Source organism: Promicromonospora noduliphila, from assembly GCF_056951025.1.
Genome location: NZ_CM167806.1, coordinates 5,773,737 through 5,794,330, shown reverse-complemented (window position 1 = coordinate 5,794,330; position 20,594 = coordinate 5,773,737). Strand labels below are relative to the sequence as shown.

Annotated in this window: 17 protein-coding genes; 10 read left to right on the top strand and 7 right to left on the bottom strand. The window is 73.5% G+C overall.

The window, feature by feature from the left end; genetic code table 11:
- Window positions 1–37 precede the first annotated feature (37 nt).
- Window positions 38–2,086 (top strand): bifunctional copper resistance protein CopD/cytochrome c oxidase assembly protein, encoded by a 2,049-nt coding sequence (locus AC0QU1_RS25300; protein ID WP_483573400.1) that lies wholly within the window; start codon window positions 38–40, stop codon window positions 2,084–2,086.
- Window positions 2,087–2,183: 97 nt separating this feature from the next.
- Window positions 2,184–4,358, top strand: a complete 2,175-nt coding sequence (locus AC0QU1_RS25295; protein ID WP_483573398.1) for a S9 family peptidase — start codon at window positions 2,184–2,186, stop codon at window positions 4,356–4,358.
- Window positions 4,359–4,455: 97 nt separating this feature from the next.
- Here AC0QU1_RS25295 and AC0QU1_RS25290 read toward each other — a convergent pair whose 3' ends face one another.
- Together AC0QU1_RS25290 and AC0QU1_RS25285 are read right to left on the bottom strand one after the other, a co-directional pair.
- Window positions 4,456–4,827 carry a hypothetical protein gene (locus AC0QU1_RS25290; protein ID WP_483573397.1) on the bottom strand — a complete coding sequence of 124 codons (372 nt, stop codon included), beginning with the start codon at window positions 4,825–4,827 and terminating at the stop codon, window positions 4,456–4,458.
- 227 nt (window positions 4,828–5,054) lie between these two features.
- On the bottom strand, window positions 5,055–6,110 hold the full coding sequence (locus tag AC0QU1_RS25285) for a chymotrypsin family serine protease (RefSeq protein ID WP_483573395.1): 1,056 nt from the start codon (window positions 6,108–6,110) through the stop codon (window positions 5,055–5,057).
- 258 nt (window positions 6,111–6,368) lie between these two features.
- Between AC0QU1_RS25285 and AC0QU1_RS25280 the strand changes: the two genes are divergently transcribed.
- The 3 genes from AC0QU1_RS25280 to AC0QU1_RS25270 are packed head-to-tail and all read left to right on the top strand — an operon-like array spanning window position 6,369 to window position 9,238.
- Entirely contained in the window at window positions 6,369–6,584 is a 216-nt protein-coding gene (locus tag AC0QU1_RS25280) for a hypothetical protein (protein ID WP_483573393.1), read from the top strand.
- 10 nt (window positions 6,585–6,594) lie between these two features.
- Window positions 6,595–8,565 (top strand): NHL domain-containing thioredoxin family protein, encoded by a 1,971-nt coding sequence (locus tag AC0QU1_RS25275; protein ID WP_483573391.1) that lies wholly within the window; start codon window positions 6,595–6,597, stop codon window positions 8,563–8,565.
- 25 nt (window positions 8,566–8,590) lie between these two features.
- Window positions 8,591–9,238 (top strand): HAD family hydrolase, encoded by a 648-nt coding sequence (locus AC0QU1_RS25270; protein WP_483573389.1) that lies wholly within the window; start codon window positions 8,591–8,593, stop codon window positions 9,236–9,238.
- A gap of 236 nt (window positions 9,239–9,474) precedes the next feature.
- On the opposite strand, the gene AC0QU1_RS25265 is transcribed toward AC0QU1_RS25270, so the two are convergent.
- Complete coding sequence (locus tag AC0QU1_RS25265; RefSeq protein ID WP_483573387.1) at window positions 9,475–10,137, bottom strand: PTS sugar transporter subunit IIA; 663 nt, start codon at window positions 10,135–10,137, stop codon at window positions 9,475–9,477.
- Between the two features lie 111 nt (window positions 10,138–10,248).
- Between AC0QU1_RS25265 and ptsP the strand changes: the two genes are divergently transcribed.
- The 3 genes from ptsP (at window position 10,249) to AC0QU1_RS25250 (ending at window position 14,296) form a co-directional block, all read left to right on the top strand.
- Window positions 10,249–11,898 (top strand): phosphoenolpyruvate--protein phosphotransferase, encoded by a 1,650-nt coding sequence (gene ptsP / locus AC0QU1_RS25260; RefSeq protein WP_483573385.1) that lies wholly within the window; start codon window positions 10,249–10,251, stop codon window positions 11,896–11,898.
- Window positions 11,899–11,956: 58 nt separating this feature from the next.
- Window positions 11,957–12,835, top strand: coding sequence for a sugar phosphate isomerase/epimerase family protein (locus AC0QU1_RS25255; protein ID WP_483573383.1), 879 nt, complete (start codon window positions 11,957–11,959; stop codon window positions 12,833–12,835).
- Window positions 12,836–13,147: 312 nt separating this feature from the next.
- Window positions 13,148–14,296: a magnesium and cobalt transport protein CorA gene (locus tag AC0QU1_RS25250; RefSeq protein ID WP_483573381.1), complete on the top strand. Its 1,149-nt coding sequence runs from the start codon at window positions 13,148–13,150 to the stop codon at window positions 14,294–14,296.
- An 8-nt stretch (window positions 14,297–14,304) separates the two neighbouring features.
- Here AC0QU1_RS25250 and AC0QU1_RS25245 read toward each other — a convergent pair whose 3' ends face one another.
- Together AC0QU1_RS25245 and AC0QU1_RS25240 are read right to left on the bottom strand one after the other, a co-directional pair.
- Window positions 14,305–15,696 (bottom strand): MFS transporter, encoded by a 1,392-nt coding sequence (locus AC0QU1_RS25245; RefSeq protein WP_483573379.1) that lies wholly within the window; start codon window positions 15,694–15,696, stop codon window positions 14,305–14,307.
- Window positions 15,697–15,914: 218 nt separating this feature from the next.
- Entirely contained in the window at window positions 15,915–16,526 is a 612-nt protein-coding gene (locus AC0QU1_RS25240) for a TetR/AcrR family transcriptional regulator (protein ID WP_483573377.1), read from the bottom strand.
- A 317-nt stretch (window positions 16,527–16,843) separates the two neighbouring features.
- Here AC0QU1_RS25240 and AC0QU1_RS25235 point away from each other — a divergent pair, with 317 nt between their 5' ends.
- Window positions 16,844–17,854: a hypothetical protein gene (locus AC0QU1_RS25235; RefSeq protein ID WP_483573375.1), complete on the top strand. Its 1,011-nt coding sequence runs from the start codon at window positions 16,844–16,846 to the stop codon at window positions 17,852–17,854.
- Window positions 17,855–18,365: 511 nt separating this feature from the next.
- Window positions 18,366–19,406: a pirin family protein gene (locus AC0QU1_RS25230; protein WP_483573373.1), complete on the top strand. Its 1,041-nt coding sequence runs from the start codon at window positions 18,366–18,368 to the stop codon at window positions 19,404–19,406.
- On the opposite strand, the gene AC0QU1_RS25225 is transcribed toward AC0QU1_RS25230, so the two are convergent.
- Both AC0QU1_RS25225 and AC0QU1_RS25220 read right to left on the bottom strand, forming a co-directional pair.
- Window positions 19,375–19,608 (bottom strand): NrtR DNA-binding winged helix domain-containing protein, encoded by a 234-nt coding sequence (locus AC0QU1_RS25225; RefSeq protein WP_483616572.1) that lies wholly within the window; start codon window positions 19,606–19,608, stop codon window positions 19,375–19,377. The genes AC0QU1_RS25230 and AC0QU1_RS25225 overlap by 32 nt on opposite strands.
- 127 nt (window positions 19,609–19,735) lie before the next feature.
- Entirely contained in the window at window positions 19,736–20,458 is a 723-nt protein-coding gene (locus AC0QU1_RS25220) for a GntR family transcriptional regulator (RefSeq protein WP_483573371.1), read from the bottom strand.
- Between the last annotated feature and the right edge of the window lie 136 nt (window positions 20,459–20,594).

The window sequence follows — 20,594 nt, the reverse complement described above, 5'->3', positions numbered from 1 at the left end:
GGTCAGAACCGCTCCGGAGCGCGCCTAGGCTGGACCGGTGACACCGACCGACACCCGGAACGGGACCAGCGCGGCCGCCCGGAAGGGCCCGGCGAGCGGCCCGACGAGCCCCTCGTGGCTCGTCGCGGCGCTGCCCGCCGCGATCCTCGTGGCGCTGGCGGCCCTCTTCGCGGCCGGCGCGTTCTCCGGCGCGTTCACCGCGTTCGCGAACTTCACCGACCCGGGCGCCCTCGTGCGCTGGGGCACGCCCGTCGCGACGGTGACGACGGAGCTGGCCCTCGCCGTGACCGTCGGCTCGCTCGCGCTCGCGGCCTGGGTGCTGCCGCGGGGGCCGCTGGTGGACCGGGCCCTGGGGGTCGCCGGCGTCGCCTCGGGGGTGTGGACGCTCGCCGCGCTGGTCCAGCTCGTCCTGCGGTTCTCGTGGTCCACGTACCTACCCCTGGACGCGCCGACCTTCGGGCCGGCGCTGATGGAGTACGTCTCGACCATCCCCGTGGGCCGCACGTACCTGGGGATCGTGGTCGTCGCGGCCCTCACGGCCGCCGTCGCGCTCCTGGTGCGCGGCGCGGGGGGCGCCCTTGGCACGCTCGCGCTGCCCGTGGTGGCGCTCGGCATGCAGTCCTCCACCGGCCACGCGGCGGGCGCGGCCAGCCACGACCTCGCGATCTCCGCCCTGTTCCTGCACCTCGGCGGCGCGGCCCTGTGGATAGGCGGCCTCGGCGCCATCGTGTTCGTCGGGCTGCGGTACGCCGCCACGGCGGACGTGATCCGCCGCTACTCGGAGATCGCGCTCTGGTGCTTCGCCGCCGTGGCGGTCTCCGGCCTGGTCAGCGCCTGGATCCGGATCGGCTCGCTCGACGGCCTCGGCACCGACTACGGGATCCTGCTCGTCGCGAAGGCCGCGCTGCTGATCGTCCTCGGCTCGCTGGGCTGGCTGCACCGCACCACCGTGGTCGCCCGCCTGACCGCGGGCACCGCCACCCGGAACGCCGCGATCGGCCTGTTCTGGCGGCTCGCCGCGGTCGAGGTAGCGGTGATGGGTGCCGTGTCGGGCGTGGCGGTGGCCCTCGGCTCCACCGCGCCCCCCGTGCCCGACGAGGCGATCGCCGACCCGACCCCCGCCGAGATCGTGACCGGGCACCCCCTGCCGCCCGAGCCCACCCCGCTGCGCTGGTTCACCGAGTTCCAGTGGGACGTCATCGCCGCGTTCGCCTGCGCGGCAGCCCTGATCGTGTACGTCCGGTGGGAACTGCGGCTGCGCCGTCGGGGGGACGCGTGGCCGGTGGGCCGCACCGTCTCCTGGTGCCTCGGCATCCTGGTGCTGTTCTGGGCCACGAACGGCGGCGCGGCCACCTACGGGCACGTGCTGTTCAGCGGGCACATGGTGCAGCACATGATCCTGGCGATGGTGGTGCCGCTGTTCCTCGTGCTGGCCGCGCCCGTGACCCTGCTCGCGCGCGCGGTCCCCGCGCGCAAGGACGACTCCCGCGGCCCGCGCGAGTGGGTCCTGCTGCTGGTGCACTCCGCGTTCGGCCGGTTCCTGGCCAACCCGGTGGTGGCCGCCGTCCTGTTCGCGGGCGGGATGATCGCCTTCTACTTCACGCCGCTGTTCGAGCTGGCCCTGACCACCTACGCGGGCCACCTGTGGATGATCGCCCACTTCACGCTCGTGGGGTACCTCTTCGCGAACGCGCTGGTCGGCGTCGACCCCGGACCGTCCCGTCCCGGGTACCCGCTGCGGCTCGTGCTCCTGTTCGCCACGATGGCGTTCCACGCGTTCTTCGGCGTGGCGCTCACCTCCGGCACCGCGCTGCTCGTGCCCGACTGGTTCGGGCTCCTGGGCCGCCCGTGGGGCCCCAGCGCCATCGAGGACCAGCAGCGCGGCGGCGCCGTCGCCTGGGGTATCGGCGAGCTGCCCACCCTGCTGCTCGCCGTCGGCGTCGCGATCTCCTGGACGCGGTCCGACGCGCGGGAGGCCAGGCGGAGCGACCGCAAGGCGGACCGCGACGGCGACGCCGAGCTCGAGGCGTACAACGAGATGCTGGCGCGGAAGGCGGAGCAGGCAGCCGAGCGCGGCGAGGGCTGACCCGCGGCGGCGAGGGCCGACCCGGTGGTAGGCCCGAGAGCCGGGCCGACGACAAACACCGGTACAGGTGCCGGTCGCGCGTGATAGGACGTGTCGGGTGAGCGAATCCCCGCAGACCCCGCAGACCCCGTTCCACGACCTCGACCACTACGTGGCGATCCCCCGCCTCACCGGCCTCACGGCCAGCCACGACGGCACCCGCCTCGTCGTCGGCGTGCAGACGCTCGACGGCGAGCGCACCGGGTACCGCACCGCCCTCTGGGAGGTGGACCCCGCGGGCGAGACGCCTGCCCGCCGGCTGACCCGGTCCGCCAAGGGCGAGTCGTCCGCCGCCTTCACCCGGTCCGGCGACCTCCTGTTCACCTCCGCCCGGCCCGACCCGGACGGCAAGGAGGGCGACGACCCCAAGTCGGCGCTCTGGCTGCTGCCGGCGCACGCCGGCGAGGCCCGCGTGATCGCGGCTCCGCCCGGCGGCGCCGCGGCCCCGCTCGCGGCCCGCGATGCCGACACCGTCAGCGTCGCCGCGAGCCTCCTGCCCTCGGCGAAGGACCTGAAGCAGGACGCCGAGCTGCGCAAGGCCCGCAAGGACCAGAAGGTCTCCGCGATCCTGCACACCGGGTACCCCGTGCGGTACTGGGACCACGACCTCGGCCCCGACCAGGACCGGCGCTTCGTCGGCGACCTCGCGGCGCTCGCGGACGAGCCTGCGGCACCGCTGCCGGCGCCCCGGGCCGACGGCGAGACCACTGACGACATCGCCGCGACCCCGGGCAAGCACCTCGACCTGCGCGACCTCAGCGGTGCCGGCCACCACCTGCTGAACCACTCGGCCGACCTGTCCGCCGACGGCGGCACGCTCGTCACGAGCTGGAGCGTGAGCGACGCCGGGGCGGCCCTGCGCAGCACCCTTGTCGCGTTCGACACGGCGACCGGCGAGCGCCGCGTGCTCGTGGACGACCCGGACGGCGACGCGCAGGAGCCGCGCATCTCGCCCGACGGCGCCTGGGTCGCCTACGTGACCGAGTCCATCTCGTCCCCGACCGAGGCGCCCGTGATCCGCCTCGCGCTCGTGCCGGCCGACGGCTCCGCCGGGCCGGTGGTCCTCGCCGACGACTGGGACCGCTGGCCCGGCCGGCCCACCTGGCTCCCCGACGGCAGCGGCCTGCTGGTCCAGGCCGACGACGACGGCCGCGGCCCGGTCTTCCTGTACACCTTCGCCGGCACGCTGCCGGGCAGCGACGTCGTGGTCGAGCAGGTCACGGCCGACGACGCCGTCTTCTCCGACCTCGCCGTGACGCCCGACGGCGCCACCCTCTTCGCCCTGCGTGCCTCCTACGCGGCCCCGGCCGAGCCGGTGCGCGTCGACCTGGCGGGGTTCCTCGCCTCCGGCGCACCGGGGGAGCGGACGCCGGTGGCGGCGACCGTCCTGCGCTCCCCGGTGGCGGCCCCTGCCCTGCCCGGCACGCTCACCGAGGTCGAGACCACCACGGAGGACGGGACGCGGGTGCGCGCGTGGCTCGCGCTGCCCGCCGACGTCGGCCCTGAGGCCAAAGCCCCGCTCCTGCTGTGGATCCACGGCGGCCCGCTGGGCTCGTGGAACGCCTGGAGCTGGCGCTGGAACCCGTGGCTGATGGTCGCCCAGGGGTACGCGGTGCTGCTGCCGGACCCGGCCCTGTCGACGGGGTACGGGCAGGACTTCATCCAGCGCGGGTGGGGTGCATGGGGCGCCGCGCCGTTCACGGACCTCATGGCGATCACCGACGCCGCGGAGGCGCTGCCGGAGATCGACGAGACCCGCACGGCCGCCATGGGCGGCTCGTTCGGCGGCTACATGGCGAACTGGGTGGCCGGCCACACCGACCGGTTCCAGGCCGTGGTGACGCACGCGAGCCTGTGGGCGCTGGACCAGTTCGGGCCCACCACGGACGCCGCGTACTACTGGGCGCGCGAGATGACGCCGGAGATGGCGCTGGAGAACAGCCCGCACGGGGCGGTGGGCGAGATCCGCACCCCGATGCTCGTGATCCACGGGGACAAGGACTACCGGGTCCCGATCGGGGAGGGCCTGCGCCTGTGGTTCGAGCTGCTGACCAAGTCGGGCCTCCCGGCGTCCGACGACGGCGAGACGGCGCACCGGTTCCTGTACTTCCCGGACGAGAACCACTGGGTGCTCACGCCGCAGCACGCCAAGGTCTGGTGCCAGGTGGTGTCGGCGTTCCTTGCGGAGCAGGTGCTCGGCGAGACGCCGGAGCTGCCGACGACGCTGGGCTGACGAGCCCGCGCCGAGCCGAGGCCTGTCGGCCGGTTACCGCTGCACCGAGGCCGAGGTAGAGCGGGTGCGGCACATCCGCTCTACTTCGGTGGTGCGTTCAGCCCGCGCGGACCGCACCCACGACGCGCACGCGCACCGCGACGTCGTCGATCTCCTCGGGGACCTTGTCCACGAGACGGGGGTCCGTCACGTTGACCTGCAGTACCCAGCTTCGGCTGGGGCCTGCGACATGCTCGACCAGGACTTCCTCTGCGAGCACTTCAACCGGCGATCCGCCGCCGGGTGTGCCGGGTTCCGCGTGCTTTCGTGCTGGGTACTCACGTGGTGGCTGGCCGAGTGACGTCGTGAACTCAGGGGCGACGCCAACCCCGATCACACCGTCGAGCCCGGTGACTTTTTTCCGTAATGCGGCTTTTGCCGACCGAGCCTCGTCGAGTGTTGCCATCCCGATCACCTCCTGGTCATCCATTGTGTCCCCCGTGTCTACCCCCTTCCACCGGACCGGGAGGTGTGCTGGACCACATTTCGGGGCCTCGGGCAGCGCCGCAGGTCAGCCGGTTGACGACCCGCGACGCGCCGCGCGGACACGCCCAAGCGTCCCACCGCCGGACGCGACACGCCCGGGGCGGGAAACGCTGGTGCGCATACCGAACGCCCTCCGGGCGGAGATGAACCCCATCCGAACGGATGCGGTTGTCACTCGAACGGGTGCGTCGGCTCCCGCGCCAGCTCGACCCCCAGGATCTCCAGCACCTGGTCGATCGGGTTGGCATAGGTGAGCCCCTTGCCGCTGCGTCCGCCGGACTCGGAGCCGGCGAACAGGAGGCCGAGCGCCACGCCGTCCTCCCGGTAGACGAGGGCGCCGGAGTCGCCCCCACGGGAGAACGGCCCGTCGTCCAGGCTCTCGATCTCGATCTGGTCGTCGAAGTTGAGCGCGCCGAGGTCCTCGTAACCCACGATGACGTCGTCGAGCTCGATAGCGGTGACCCGCCCGCGCGTGACCGCGGTCGTGCGGCCCACCTTTCCGACTATCTCACCGCCGAGCGCCCGCGCGGTCTTCACCACGCGGCCGACGGGATAGTCGAACTCGACCGGGACCCGGTCGAGCCGGGCGATCGCCGCGTCCGTGTAGGACGGCTCGACGGAGTCCAGGTCCACCACCTCGGTCAGCTCGCCGATCCGGTCGCCGGGCGCCAGGCCGCCGTCGGCGGGTCCCGGCTGCAGGATGATGTCGCCGCGCCGGGCCTCGGGGGACCCGGCCAGCACGTGGTAGTTCGAGAGCGCGTAGAGGCTGCCGTCGCCGGGGTTCGCGCGGGTCACGAAGGCGCCGAGCGTGCCGGCCGTCACTCCCACGTGACCGATCGAGATACCGGGCCGGAGCGGTCTGCGCCGGTCGGTCTCACCGTCGGCCTGCGACGTCGGTGCCGGCGGGCGCGGGCCGAGCTCGCTCACGGGGCGGATGCGCCCGGTGCGGCGGACGTCGGCGTCGGGCCCGATCTCGGCGGAGATCTTGCGCACGATCGAGCGCGCCCGCGGTATGCCCAGCCGGTAGCGGACGGCGATGCCGAAACCGCCTTCCGCCTGCGGAACCAGCCCGAGCGTGAGGGTGGGCGCGCGCACGACGTCGGCCGCCTCGGCCTCCGTCTGCGCGCCCAGCGACCGCGGCGTCGCCACGACTCCATGCTTCTCTGCTAGCTCCCGGGCGAAGGCTGCGAGCTGCTCCTTCATCTTCCTGGCCTCGTCGCGGTCCATGCGCTGATCCTCTCCTCACCCACCACACGACACGGCACGCAAGGTGGCGACACGCCGATCTGCCCCGGAAAGTCATCCGATAGATGGATATCGCCTCGCCAGGTTTGCGCGGTACGTTCCTCTGCTACACCCAATCATGGCCGGGTGAAAGCCAGGAAGACCTGGGGTGTCACAAAAGATCCTCCAGGGCCTCTTGAACCGTTGGCGGTACCCGCTCCGGGCACCGATGGACACGAAACGGCGAGAATGATCGGGACGATGGACGAGACGCGGAGCGCGCGGGTGACCCGCGCCGACGTGCGTGAGGCCCTCATGTGGGCCCTCGAGCGGGACCGCGATGCTCTGCTCGCGCACCGGGCGGCCGTGCACTCCAGCAAGAGCGACCTGACGCGCCGCCGGGCCGACAAGGCCCTGGTCGAGCAGTGGCGTGCCCGCAAGCCGGACAGCGGGAAGGACAGCTCGCCCCGGGAGTGACAATGGGCGGGTGAGTACCACCGTCCAGCATCTTCCTCGGGTCCGTGCGTCCGAGCTCGTCGGGCGCGGCTGGCTGAACACCGGCGGCCGTGACGTCACGCTCGCCGAGCTGCGCGGCAAGGTCGTCGTGCTCGACTTCTGGACCTTCTGCTGCATCAACTGCCTGCACGTGCTCGACGAGCTGCGCGAGGTCGAGGAGCGGCACCGCGACGAGCTCGTGATCGTGGGCGTGCACTCGCCCAAGTTCGAGCACGAGGCCGATCCCGACGCCCTGGCCGCCGCCGTCGAGCGGTACGAGGTGCGGCACGCCGTCCTCGACGACCCGGAGCTGGTCACCTGGGGTGCGTACACCGCGCGGGCCTGGCCCACGCTCGTGGTCATCGACCCGGAGGGCTACATCGTGGCCCAGATGGCGGGCGAGGGGCACGGCTCCGCCATCGCGGCCCTGGTCACCGAGCTGATCGAGGAGCACGCGGCCAAGGGCACGCTGCACCGGGGTGACGGGCCGTACGTGCCGCCGGCTCCGGCGTCGGGCACGCTGCGGTTCCCCGCCAAGGCGCTCGCCCTGCCGAACGGGAACCTCCTGGTCGCGGACGCCGGGCACCACTCGATCGCCGAGCTCGCGTCCGACGGCGAGACGCTCGTGCGGCGGATCGGCTCGGGCGAGCGCGGGCTCGTCGACGGCGGGCCGGGCGAAGCGCGGTTCTCGGAGCCGAACGGGCTGTGCCTGGTGCCGGACGAGCTGCGTTCCCACCTCGGTTACGACGTCGTGGTCGCCGACACCGTGAACCACGCCCTGCGTGGGCTGCGCCTCGCCGACGGGGCCGTCACGACGGTGGCAGGCACCGGCGAGCAGTTCATGGTCGGCGGGCCGGAGAACGTGCGCGGGCGCGACGGCGGGCCGTCGGCGCCCTACGAGCCCGGCACCTCCGTCGCGCCGCTCGACCTGCGCCTCAGCTCGCCCTGGGACGTCGCCTGGTCGTCCGTGCGCGGCGCGTTCGTCGTCGCCATGGCCGGCAACCACACCCTGTGGGAGATCGACCTGTTGCAGGGTTCGGCGGGCTTGCTCGCCGGCACCATGAACGAAGGGCTGGAGGACGGCCCCGGCGAGCGCGCCTGGTTCGCCCAGACCTCCGGCGTCGTGCCCTCCGTCGACGCCGAAGGCAGGCCCGACGGACACCTGTGGATCGCCGACTCCGAGACCTCGTCGCTGCGCCGCGTCGAGCTGTCCGCCGGCGTCGCTGACACGCCGGCCGCCGTGGTCAGCACCGCCGTCGGCCAGGGGCTGTTCGACTTCGGGCACCGCGACGGCGCCGCCGACCAGGCGCTGCTGCAGCACCCGCTCGGCCTGGCCACGCTCCCCGACGGCTCCGCCGTCGTCGCGGACACGTACAACGGCGCGCTGCGCCGGTACGACCCGGCCTCCGGCGAGGTGACCACCCTCGCGCGGGACCTGGCCGAGCCGTCGGACGTGCTCGTGGAGGCGGCGGACGGCGCCGTGCGCCTGCTCGTGGTGGAGTCGGCGGCGCACCGGCTCACCCGGGTCGCGCTCCCGGCGAGCCTCGCGGGCGAGGTGCTCGACGGTGGCGCGCACCGGGTCGCCCGCCCCGCCACGGACATCGGCGCCGGCGCGCTCCGGCTGGACGTGCCGTTCGTGCCCGCGCCGGGCCAGAAGCTCGACGACCGCTGGGGTCCGTCGACGTCGCTCCAGGTCAGCGCCACTCCGCCGGAGCTGCTGCTGGCGGGGTCCGGGAGCGGGACGGACCTGTTCCGGGAGCTCGTGATCAACCCGGAGGTGACGGAGGGCGTGCTGCACGTGACCGCGAAGGCGGCGTCGTGCGACGAGGTGCCGCTGCTGCCGAACGGCGAGCCGGACCCCGACGTGTTCCCCGCGTGCCACCTGGCGCAGCAGGACTGGGGCGTCCCGGTACGGGTGACGCCGGACGGCGACGCCGAGCTGACCCTGCCCCTGCGGGGCTGAGCCGAGCCCGTCTATGGTCACGCGCATGGTGCGCACCGTGGTGTTCGACGTCGGAGAGACGCTGATCGACGAGTCCAGGATCTGGCTGCGGTGGGCCGAACGGCTCGGTGTGCCCCCGCTCACGTTCCTCGGCGTGCTGGGTGGCTGCGCCGCGCTCGACCGCCCGCACTGGGAAGCCTTCGAGATCGTGCGGCCGGGCCTGGACGTCGAGGCCGAGGCCGCGCGCTGGGCCCTCGATGACCCGGCCGGCCTGCGCAACGGGTTCGACGCCGGCGACCTCTACCCGGACGTCCGCCCGGCCCTGACGGCGTTGCGCGCGGCGGGTTTCGGCGTCGTCGTCGCCGGGAACCAGCCGCCGGCCGCGCGGGCCGCACTGGAGGCGATGGACCTGCCCGCGAGCGCGATCCGGACGTCGGACGAGTGGGGCGTGCAGAAGCCCGAGCCCGGGTTCTTCGCCAAGGTCGCCGAGCTGTCAGGGGTCGCCCCGGAGGAGATCGCCTACGTCGGTGACCGGCTCGACAACGACGTACTGCCCGCGGCGGACGCCGGGATGCTGCCGGTCCTGCTCCGCCGCGGTCCGTGGGGCCACCTGCACGCGCGGCGTCCCGAGGCGGGGCGGACGACGGTCATCGACTCGCTCACCGAGCTGCCGGAGCTGCTCGCCGCCCGCTGAGCTCGCCAGGGATCCTGCGGGTCTTCGTCTGGGCCGGGTGGTGAGGCGCCCAAGGAGAACTGCCCCGCGGGGATGTGTTGCGGGGTGTAGACACGATCTACTCTCCGCAACACATTCCCGCGGCGCGGTTTACCCGCGCTGCCCGTCCGCGCCCGGGTCTCCGCGCCCGGGTCTCCGCTCCTGGGTCGGTCGGCTCCTGGGTCCGTCCGCGCCCGGGTCGTCCGCACCGGATCGTCTCAGGCCAGCCGGAACAGCGGGTCGCCCGCCCGGAGGTGCGCACCGGGATGGGCCAGCTCCTCGAGGCCGCCGGGCCCCAGGTCCAGGGCGACGACGGGTACGAGGGGCGAGCGGCCGCCGTCGGACACTGCCGTGGGGGACCAGGCGACGAGCTCCTGGCCGGCCGTTACCGTCGCGCCCTCCGCGACGAGCAGGGTGAAGCCCTGGCCCTTGAGCTGGACGGTGTCGATGCCGAGGTGCACCAGGACGCCCCGGCCGGTCGCGGCAGCGCCGGCCTGCGTACCGGCACCGGACGCGCCGAGCCCTGCCGGTTCGCCAAGCCCCGCTGGTTCGCTGGGCCCCGCTGGTTCGCCAAGCCCCGCTGGTTCGCTGGGCCCCGCTGGTTCGCTGGGCCCCGCTGGTTCGCTGGGCCCCGCCGGTCCGCCGGGCCCCTCTAGCTCGCCGTCGCGCCCCGCCGACGGCGCCAGCAGCACGAACGCGTGCGGATGCAGCTTCACCACGACGCCGGCGCACGGCGCGACGACGCGCCCGCCCAGCTCTGGATCGGGGTCGAGGGCGAGTCCAGGGCCGACGATGCTCTCGGCGAAGACGGGGTCGGGCACGTCGCGCATCGCCACCACCCGTCCCGCGACGGGGGATCCGACGATCAGCGCCTCGGCCATGGAGCCATCTTGTCACCCGGCCACGCCGACGGCCGGACCTCGCCCGCTCGGGCGCTCGCGTGTAACGTTCCGAGCGCACTCGACGACGAGCCTTTGTGGGGGAGCGTGCGGATGACGAGCGAGAGGCTCACGGGGGTCCCGGCGAGCCCGGGCCGCGCGGTGGGCGTGGTGGTCCGGATGCCGGCCCGCGTCCCGGAGCCGAGGACGACCCGCCTGTCGGGTTCGCCGGACGAGGCCGTCCGCGCCGTCGAGGAGGCCGCCGCCCAGGTGGAGGCCGACCTCGCGGAGCGTGCGGGCCGTGCGTCGGGCACCGCGGCCGACGTCCTCGCCGTCACCGCCGCCATGGCGGCAGACCCGACCCTCGCCGCCGGTGCCGCCCGGCGGGTCCGGGAGGACCGCCTCACCCCGGAGCGCGCCGTGTGGGATGCGGCGGGCTCTGTCGCCGCGCAGCTCGAGGCGCTCGGCCCGCCCATGTCGGAGCGGGCCCGCGACGTGCGGGACGTGCGGGACCGCATCGTCGCGGCCCTCACGGGCGCCGCCCCGCCCGGCGTGCCGGATCCCGGGCACCCGTTCGTGCTGGTCGCGAGCGACCTCGCGCCCGCTGACACGGCGATGCTCGACCCCGCCGTGGTCACGGCGATCGTCACGGCCCGCGGCGGCCCCACCTCGCACATGGCGATCCTGGCCCGCGCCCTGGGCATCCCGGCCGTCGTCGCGCTGCCCGGCGCGAGCGACCTCGCCGACGGCGAGGAGATCGTGGTGGACGGCACGCTCGGCACCGTCCTGCGCGCGCCGTCCGCCGACGAGGTGGCGGGGGCCCGACGCCGGGTCAGCGCTGCGCCGTTCGACGGCAGGGGCGTGACGCGCGACGGGTCGGAGGTGGAGCTCGTGGCCAACGTCGCCGACCCCGCAGCCGCGCAGGCCGCCGCGGCCGCCGGAGCGCGCGGCGTCGGCCTGTTCCGCACCGAGTTCTGCTTCCTGGGCCGGGGCGAGGAGCCCAGCGTCGAGGAGCAGGTGACCGCCTACCGGGCCGTGCTGTCCCACTTCCCGGACCGCCGCGTGGTGGTCCGGACGCTCGACGCCGGCGCCGACAAGCCGCTGCGCTTCCTCACGCCGGATCACGAGGACAACCCGGCGCTCGGCGTGCGGGGGCTGCGCACCGCCGTCGCGCACCCGGACGTGCTGGACCGGCAGCTCGACGCGATAGCGCAGGCCGCCGCGGCGGAGAGCGCCGAGGTCTGGGTGATGGCGCCGATGGTGGCCACCGTGGACGAGACCCGCGACTTCGCGGCGGCGTGCGCGGCGCACGGTCTGGAGCAGGCCGGGGTGATGATCGAGACGCCCGCCGCCGCGCTGCAGGCGCGGCACCTGCTGGCCGAGGTGTCGTTCGCGAGCCTCGGCACCAACGACCTCACGCAGTACACGATGGCGGCGGACCGCGACCTCGCTGGGGTGGCGGCCCTGTCGACCCCGTGGCAGCCTGCCGTGCTGGAGCTCGTCCGGGTGGCGTGCGAGGGTGGTGCCATGCATGGTGCTCCGGTGGGCGTGTGCGGTGAGGCGGCGGCCGACCCCCTCCTCGCGCCCGTCCTGGTGGGGCTCGGCGTCACGTCGTTGTCCATGACGCCCCGTGCGCTGGCCGACGTCGCGAGCACGCTCGCGGGCGTGTCCCGCGAGGAGTGTGCGGAGCTGGCCCGGACGGTTCTCCAGTGCCCGACCGCGCAGGAGGCGCGCGACGTGGCACGGAGTCGTCTTCTCACCTGAACCTCATCTGAACCTCCAGGTCACATCACAGTCACGTAGGCGCTTTAAGGTGGCCCGCATGCCGGAACCGATCAGGACCGATCCACAGGAGCCCGTTGCACCCGACGTGCACGTCACGCTCTCGACGGCGTCGGTCTTCCCGCGCCGTGTGCCGATGGCCTTCGAGGCGGCGGCCGAGCTCGGCTACGACGGCATCGAGGTCATGATCTGGTCCGAGGAAGTGACCCAGAACCCGCGGGCGCTGGCGAAGCTCGCCGCAGAGACCGGCGTGCCGGTGCGCTCGGTGCACGCGCCGACGCTGCTGGTGAGCCAGCGGGTCTGGGGCCGGTCCCCGCTGGCCAAGCTGGAGCGGACCACCGACATGGCGGTGGAGCTCGGGGCCGGCACCGTCGTGGTGCACCCGCCGTTCCGCTGGCAGTACAAGTACGCGCGCGAGTTCCAGGACCAGGTGCGTGCGCTGAGCGGGGCGTCGGGCGTCACGATCGCCGTCGAGAACATGTACCCGTGGCGGGGCGGCGGGCGCGAGTTCCAGGCCTACCTGCCCGGCTGGGACCCCGCGGAGCACGACTACGACGCGGTGACCCTCGACCTGTCGCACGCGAGCGTGGCGCAGCAGGACGCGCTGACCCTGCTGGACCGGTTCGGCGACCGCCTGCGGCACGTCCACCTCGCGGACGGCAACCACGGCCCGCGGGACGAGCACCTGGTGCCCGGCCGCGGCCGCATGCAGGCGGAGAAGGTGCTCCAGGAGCTGGTCGCGCGCCGCTGGAGCGGCGACGTCTGCGTGGAGATCTCGACCCGCGCGGCGCGGACGGCGGCCGAGCGGCACGACGACCTGGCCGCCTCGCTGGAGTTCGCCCGCGCCTACCTGTCGCCGACGCCGCACGAGTTCCACACCCCGCCCGGCGTGCACCACCGGGCGCACGACGCCTGGTGACGCGTCCTGTGAGGTTGCTCTCGAATGGGTTCGAAACCGCTCGGAGACGGGGCTAGACTGGCCTCCGTCGAGAACGTACGGCGCGGCGGTCTGCCGCTGGGACAGAGGAGGTGGCGCGCATGACCCGTAGCGAGCCTCCGAGTAGTCCGAACCGCAGCTGAGCTGACGGTTCCCCGGCCCGCGCGTCCGCGGGCTCTCGCGCACCGGTGCGCTCCGCCCTCGCTGGGCGTGAGCTCCACCGGTCGGTCGGCCGTCCCTCCTGCGGTGATCCGTTCGCAGTCCTTCCCCTGCGCTCGACCCCCGGAGTTCCCCATGGCCACGTTCCTGCCGTCCCGCCCTGCCCGTCCCGTCCGCCCGCTGCTGGGCGCGCTGCGCCAGCGCCGCGCCGTCGACGTCGCGCCGCCCGAGGTCACCCCGCGCGCCGTCGCGCCGGCGCCTCGCTCGTCGGTGGTCGCCGCCGCGATCTACGACGACGGCGTCCGCACCGCCGCCTACGACAACCTCGCCGAGACGTTCAGCGCGCTGCGGTCGCGTCCCGGCGGCATGGCCTGGATCGGGCTGGAGCGGCCGGAGGAGGCCGAGCTGACGTCGCTCGCGCACGAGTTCGACCTGCACCCGCTCGCGATCGAGGACGCCATCCAGGCGCACCAGCGCCCCAAGATCGAGCGGTACGGCGACACCCTGTTCGTGGTGCTGCACGCGGCCCGCTACCTGGACGCCGCCGAGGAGGTCGAGTTCGGCGAGCTGCACGTGTTCGTGGGCCCCGACTTCGTGGTGACCGTCCGGCACGGCGCCTCGCCCGACCTGGCGGCGGTGCGGCGCCGGCTGGAGTCCGACCGCGAGATGCTCGCCCGCGGGCCCGAGGCCGTGCTGTACGCGATCCTCGACAGCGTCGTGGACGGGTACGCGCCCGTCGTCGCGGGGCTCGACCACGACATCGACGAGATCGAGGCCGACGTCTGGGGCGGCGCGCCCGACGTCTCGCGGCGCATCTACGAGCTCTCCCGCGAGGTCATCGACTTCCAGCGCGCCGTACGGCCCGAGCAGAGCCTCTGCGCCTCGCTCGCCAAGGGCGCCGACAAGTACGGCGTGGACCCGGAGCTGCAGGCCTACCTGCGCGACGTCGCGGACCACCTCACCGAGGCCGCCGACCGCATCGAGGTCTTCCGGGCGGCGCTGCGCGACATCCTCACCGTGGCCGCCACCCTTGCCGCCCAGCGGCAGAACGAGGAGATGAAGCACCTGTCGGAGGTCAGCATCCGGCAGGGCGAGGAGGTCAAGAAGATCTCGGGCTGGGCGGCGATCCTCTTCGCCCCGACCCTGGTCGGCACGGTCTACGGCATGAACTTCGAGATCATGCCGGAGCTCGACTGGGCGTACGGCTACCCGGTGGCCCTAGTGGCGATGCTGGCGGTCAGCGTGGGCCTGTTCGGCGTCTTCCGCTGGAAGCGCTGGATCTGAGCCCGCCGTCAGGCGGGGTCGAGCGTCTCCGGATCGGGCAGCGACACGAGGTACCTGTGCCCGACGGCGGCGACCATCAGGCCGGCCGTCGCCCCGACGATCAGCGGCGTGCTGTAGCCGGTGCGCGCGAGCAGGCCGCCGATCAGGGAGCCGAGCGGCATCGCGCCCCACAGCGCGGTGCGCCACGTGCCGTGCACCCGGCCGAGCAGGCGGTTCGGCACCGCGGCCTGACGCAGCGACATGACCAGCACGTTCCACGTCGTCACGCAGCCGAACGACACGAAGATCGCCGCTGCTCCGACCCAGAGCACCGGGAACGCGCCGGCGAGGAACCACGCCCCCAGGCCTGCGGCGTTCACCACCGCCATGACCGGTCCCGTCCCGAAGCGCGCCTTGAGCCGGTTCGTGACGGCCGCCGCCGTCAGCGCGCCGACGGCGCCGGCCAGCATGAAGGTGCCGTACCAGGCCTCCGGCACGTCGAGCCGCTCCAGGATGAACAGCACCAGCGTGGACGTGATGGCGGCGTGGCAGATGCCGATGAGCACGCTCACCACCCACAGCGGCCGCAGCATCGCGTCGGCCCAGATGAACCGGAAGCCCGCGACGAGCTCGGCCCGCCAGCCGGTCGCCGCCGCGGCGCCGGAGCCTCGATCGGCCGGGTCCGGCCCCGGCGCACCCTGATCGGCGCCCGGTGGGTCCGGCTCGGCCGCAACCTGATCAGCGCGCGGCGAGTCCGATGCGACGGCGTCCGCCGGCTCGGCCTGCCGCCGTCGGGCCGCGATGCCCGACGCGACGGCGGGCAGGGTCAGCGCGAGCCCGCCCGCCACGGCGTACGCGGCCGTGTTCAGGCCCAGCGCCCAGACCGCCGAGACGGCGAGCAGCCACGACGTGAGCGGCTGGGAGAGGAACTGCTGGACCACGATCTCGACGGCCTCGATGCGTGAGTTCGCGCGCGGCAGGTCGCTCTTGCCGACGAGCGAGGGTACGACGGCGCGGATCGCGCCGTCGTACACCGTCTCCAGCACGCCGTACAGGAGCACGACCAGCAGGAGCCACCAGATGGTGAGTGCATCGGTGAGGTGCAGCGCGAGCAGGCCGCCCGCGACGAGCGCACGCACGCAGCCGGCGAGGGCGAGCGCGAGGCGGCGGTCGATCCGGTCCACGAGCACGCCCGCCGGGATGGCGAACAGGAGCCACGGGAGCAGCCCGGCGACCGCGACGAGCGACACGAGCAGCGGGTCGTTCGTGAGCTGCACCGCCAGCAGCGGCGCCGCGACGCGGGCGATGCCGTCGCCGAGGCTCGAGCTGAGGTTGGCGGCGACGACCTTGGCGAACGCGCCGCCGAGCGGCGCGGGCCTCCTCGCGGGCGCTGGCTCGGAGTTCACGGCGGTGGAAGACACCCGCCAGAGGCTACCGTCCCGCTGGCGGCGGTTTTCACCCGTCGGGTCGACGGCGGCTCAGGCTCTGCCTGCCTGCCGACTGAGCCTGCGGCTCCGCTCCGGCGGGCGCCTCGTGCGCCGCACCTCCGGCTCAGGCTCTGCCCGTGCCGCCTGAGCCTGCGGTTCCGCTCCGGGCGGGCGCCTCGTGCCTCGGCCCCACCCTGCGCTGCTCCTCCGGCTCAGGCGGGGACGCGCTCCGGCACCCGCGCCCCCACCGCGCGCAGAACGAACGCCTCGGCGGCGCGGATGGTGCGCTCGCGGGCCACGGGCTCGTCCGGGATGAGGCGGCCGGACAGGCAGGCGTTGACGAGGTGCACCGTCGGCTCGATGTCCTGGGGCGGGAACGTCCCGGCGTCGATCCCCGCTGCGAGGATCCGGCGCAGGATCGCCTCCACGATGTCGGCGTGCTCGCGCAGCCGCTGCTGCGTGGCGCGGGACAGGACCGTGCGCAGGTCCGGGCCGGGGGCGAGGTGGAAGACGCGGGTGAGCTGAGCCTGCTGGCGGATGTAGGTACGGAGCTGCTCCACGGGGTCGTTCACGCCGTCGAGCGCCCGCTCCAGCGTGTGCGCGTACTGCTCGGTCTCGCGGGTGATGAACCCGAGGAGCAGCGCTTCCTTGTCGTGGAAGTGGTTGTAGACGGCGGTCCGGCCGACGTTCGCCGCTGCGGCGATGTCGGCCAGCGTGATGGTGTCGAACCCGCGCTCCGCCATGAGGGTGGACAGAGCGGTGAACAGCTTGTGCCTCGTCATCTGGCGGTGCTCGTGCAGGCTCTTGCCGATGATCTTGGGCATGCTGACATCATATGCCCGCGTCGTCAGGTAACTGGAACGCCGGATCGGACCGCGCTAGCGGGTGGAAGACGGCCTCTCATGAGAGGTGGCGTTAAGTCCTGATACATCGCCTTTGTGCATCCGAAATGCGATCATTTTCACCCCTCTTGTACTGAGACTCAGTCGCCCGAAACAATCGGCGCGGCGCGCGGTGCCGACAGGGGTGAAAAACCAGTGGCCAGGCCACAACGCTTGTATGCGCTCGCTGTCACCAGCGTGTTTCCTCTCTGTAACACGCCCGCATCATCGGGGAATGTGCCCGGCAGTAAAGTGCCCGCATGACTTTTCTGGCGGGCGTGATTCCAGCGGAACACGCCTCGGGTCACATTCTGATCCTGCCGAGCACGAACGGCCCTGTCGCCGTCAGCGAGCTCGCCGCCGCCTGGTTCCCCGACGTCGCGTGGCTCCGCGAACCGTCCCGCACCACAGGTCCGCGCCGGATGGCCGGGGCCCGGTTCCGGGGGATGGCGCAGCCCGAGTCCCTCGTTCCCGGTGTCCTGCGCCTGGGGGAGGGGCACGTCGCGACCGGCCCCTTCGAGGTCGGTGAGGCGCAGCTCGCCGACCTGGAGATGCCCGCGGCCAAGGCGGAGGCGTACTCCGTCGGGCGCAACGACGGCCTGCGGGACGTGCGCGGCGCCGCGCCGACGTCGTACGACGACCGGGACGGCATAGCGCGCGCCTTCCCGCACGCCCTCCCGCAGGGCGAGGAGCTGCGCATCGTGCAGTGGATGGTGGCGGCGGCCCGCAAGACGGGCGGCGGTGTGCTGGCCGACGGCCGGCAGGCGCTGGTCCCCGACCCCGGCGCCTCGGTCAACCTGGCGCTCTACGCCGCGCACGCCCTGCTGCCCGGCGACGTGCTGCCCATGCTCCGCTCGCTCATCGCGACCGCCGACGTGTCAGCCGAGCAGGTGACGCCCGACGGTTCGCCGCGCTACACGCTGGCGGGCAGCACCCCGTACGACGGCGCGCTGGTGGTCGACGTCGAGCGGGTCGACCGGGTGCCGCGTGCGCTCGGCTCGCTCGACTGGCGCAGCTACGGACCGTTCGCGTACCGGATGAGCTGGGTGCCCGCCGACCCCTACGAGCTCGAGCTGGAGCACGCGTCCGGGCTGCACGTCATCGCCCGGGCGCGCATGCGCGCCTCGCTCGCCCGCCTTGCCGTCGCCCTCCAGGGCCGCATCGCCGGGATCCTCGTGGACGACGGCGGCTTCATCGCCACCACCGAGGAGCTGGAGGGGCGGAACGACCCGACCGCAGGCGGCGCCCCGGGTTCTCGCGCCTGGGTCTGACCCGCGGCCACGGTTGTCCACAGGCAGAGTTATCCACAGATTTGGTCCACAGCCCTGTGCGTGGTGTGGGAAATCCAGGGATCTCCCTGTGGACAGAACTGTGGGCGGTGTGGCGGGTGAAAATTACAACGGTGGAGCGGTTGCCGCGCCTGCGGCGCGCGGATAGAAACGTTGGCAATGGTTCGACGATCCGGGCGCAGATGCGGTGCGCTGCAGCAGTACCGACCGGCCCGGACGTCGGACACATGGTCGACCGGAGAACGACAGGACGTCCCGTACCGCGGTGCGGGCTGTGGATGACGCCGCAGGTGCCTGTACGGGGCCGGAAGACCGCCCGCGTTCGAGGTGTCCGTGGAGAACAGGCCTGGCGACCCGGGTCTGACGGGTACATCGGAGCCGTGACGTCGACACGGCGCCCCTGGCCCGCGCCCAGTGCGGGCCATGGGTACGCGGTTCCGCCAGGGCCCCCGGCCTGCCCCGGGGGCCCTGGCCCACGCTCTAGGCTCAGCGCATGAGCAACCTCGAGACCCGGCCGGCCGAGCAGGTCTGCGCGGCGGGCGAGCAGGGCGACGGCATCGAGCTCCTCACCCCGCGCGACGTGCCGCTCGGCGGGCCGCGCGCGATGAACGTACGGCGCACCATCCCGCAGCGCGCACGTTCCCTCGTGGGCGCGTGGTGCTTCAGCGACCACTACGGTCCTGACGACGTCTCGGCGAGCGAGGGCATGCAGGTTCCCCCGCACCCGCACACGGGGCTGCAGACCGTGAGCTGGCTCTTCGAGGGCGAGATCCTGCACCGCGACTCCGTGGGCTCGCTGCAGACGGTCCGGCCGGGCGAGCTCAACCTCATGACGGCGGGCATCGGCATCTCGCACTCGGAGGAGTCGCCCGCGCAGGGCCGGCCGCCCCTGCTGCACGGCGTGCAGCTCTGGACGGCGCTGCCCGGCTCGGCGCTCGGCATCGACCCGCACTTCGAGCACCACGGCGACCTCCCGGTCGTGCGGCACGACGGCGCCGTCGTGCGGGTGTTCATCGGACGCCTCGCGGTGGCGGGCCACGAGCTGGCCTCGCCCGCGACCACCTACACGCCGCTGGTGGGCGCCCAGATCGACCTGGAGCCGGGCGCGGAGGTGCGGTTCGACGTCGACGCGGAGCACGAGCACGCCCTGCTCGTGGACGCGGGTGACGTGACGTTCGAGGGGAGCGCCGTGCCGCCGTCGAACCTCGGTTATGTGGCGCCCGGGCGGCCGGCCCTCGTGGTCCGGGCGGGGGCGGGCGCGCCGGTCCGGGCGGTCCTGATCGGCGGGCTGCCGTTCGGCGAGGACGTCGTCATGTGGTGGAACTTCATGGGCCGCACCCACGAGGACATCGTCCGGGCGCGCGACGGCTGGATGGCGCAGATCGCCGAGCTCGACGGCGGGGCGACGGGGTACGCGGCCGGTGCGGAGGGGCGCCTGTTCGGCCAGGTGCTCGGCTATCCGAGCGGCCCGCTGCGTGCGCCGGCGCTGCCGGACCTGCGCCTCAGGCCGAGGACGCGGCCGGGGCAGGGCTGACCGGCCGCAGCAGCGGCGGGTGCAGCACGGCCGCCGTCGGGTCGACGCCCTCCGCCAGCCGGAACAGCTCGGCCGGGCGGCCGGGGCACCCTCCGCCCAGGCGCCCGGTCGGCTCCAGGAAACCTGGGGTGCCCGTCGCCTTGCGGTGGAAGTTGCGTGCGTCGAGCTGGGTGCCCCAGACCGCCTCGTAGACGCCGCGCAGCTCGGCGACCGTGAACTCCGGCGGGCAGAATGCCGCCGCAAGGGGTGAGTACTCGATCTTGAGGTCTCGTGGGGTCAGGAGGTCCGCATCGGGGTGGCCGAACGGCGGCTCCGGCTGCTGTGAGTCCCTACTGGTCGATGTCGTACCGGAGCATGAACTCGCCCGCGTCGAGCACCACGTGGCTCACCTCGACGGGCGCGCCGTCCCGGGTGAACGCCGTCCGCGTGACCGAGAGCACCGGCGTGCCCGGCTCGATCCGCAGTTCCTCGATCTCCTCGATCGTGGGCATGCGCCCCACCACGTCCTCGCGGAACTTCACCGGCGCGTGCCCGGCCTCGGTCAGGCGGGCGTGCGTGCCGCCGGGCCCGACCTCCTGGTCCGCGATCGGCGTCCCGGCCGCGATCTTCGCCGGCAGGTAGGACGTCGCGAACAGCACCGGCTTGCGCTCGCGCAGGTGCAGGCGCTCGCGCACGGTCACCTTGTCACCCTCCGCGAGGCCCAGCGACGTGCGGATCTTCTCGGAGGGTTCGGCCTCCGCGGTGACGGCGAGCGTGCGGACCGTGAGCCCCGCGCCCGTCTCGTCGACCTCCGCCGTCACGGTGGACCCGTCCGCCTTCCCGCCCGTGCTGTCCCGCACGATCGGCTCGAAGGCGCGGACGAAAACACCGGAACCGTGACGGGTCACCGTCAGGCCCTCGTCCTTGAGCATCGACAGGCCGTGGCGCGCGGTCATGCGCGCCACGCCGTAGTTCGACATGAGCGCTGCTTCGCTCGGAAGGCGATCGCCCGGTTTGTAGGTCCCGGAGCGGATCGCGGCACGAAGATCCTTGGCGATGCTTGCGGCAGTCACACGTCCCTCTCTAGACACGGAACCCACCTAACCCGCAGCCAGTGCGTATACGCAACTTTTCCGCGTAGCGCTTGCGCGCTCCGGCTGACCCCCAAGAGGCTGTCTATGCGCCTAGAGGTAGGCACGGAGAGGTGGG

Coding starts and splice junctions, on each gene's coding strand:
- ptsP (WP_483573385.1), top strand. CDS start 10,249: ATGACGAGCGAGAGGCTCACGGGGGTCCCGGCGAGCCCGGGCCGCGCG.
- AC0QU1_RS25290 (WP_483573397.1), bottom strand. CDS start 4,827: ATGGATGACCAGGAGGTGATCGGGATGGCAACACTCGACGAGGCTCGG.
- AC0QU1_RS25265 (WP_483573387.1), bottom strand. CDS start 10,137: ATGGCCGAGGCGCTGATCGTCGGATCCCCCGTCGCGGGACGGGTGGTG.
- AC0QU1_RS25270 (WP_483573389.1), top strand. CDS start 8,591: ATGGTGCGCACCGTGGTGTTCGACGTCGGAGAGACGCTGATCGACGAG.
- AC0QU1_RS25280 (WP_483573393.1), top strand. CDS start 6,369: ATGGACGAGACGCGGAGCGCGCGGGTGACCCGCGCCGACGTGCGTGAG.
- AC0QU1_RS25235 (WP_483573375.1), top strand. CDS start 16,844: ATGACTTTTCTGGCGGGCGTGATTCCAGCGGAACACGCCTCGGGTCAC.
- AC0QU1_RS25255 (WP_483573383.1), top strand. CDS start 11,957: ATGCCGGAACCGATCAGGACCGATCCACAGGAGCCCGTTGCACCCGAC.
- AC0QU1_RS25285 (WP_483573395.1), bottom strand. CDS start 6,110: ATGGACCGCGACGAGGCCAGGAAGATGAAGGAGCAGCTCGCAGCCTTC.
- AC0QU1_RS25250 (WP_483573381.1), top strand. CDS start 13,148: ATGGCCACGTTCCTGCCGTCCCGCCCTGCCCGTCCCGTCCGCCCGCTG.
- AC0QU1_RS25240 (WP_483573377.1), bottom strand. CDS start 16,526: ATGCCCAAGATCATCGGCAAGAGCCTGCACGAGCACCGCCAGATGACG.
- AC0QU1_RS25230 (WP_483573373.1), top strand. CDS start 18,366: ATGAGCAACCTCGAGACCCGGCCGGCCGAGCAGGTCTGCGCGGCGGGC.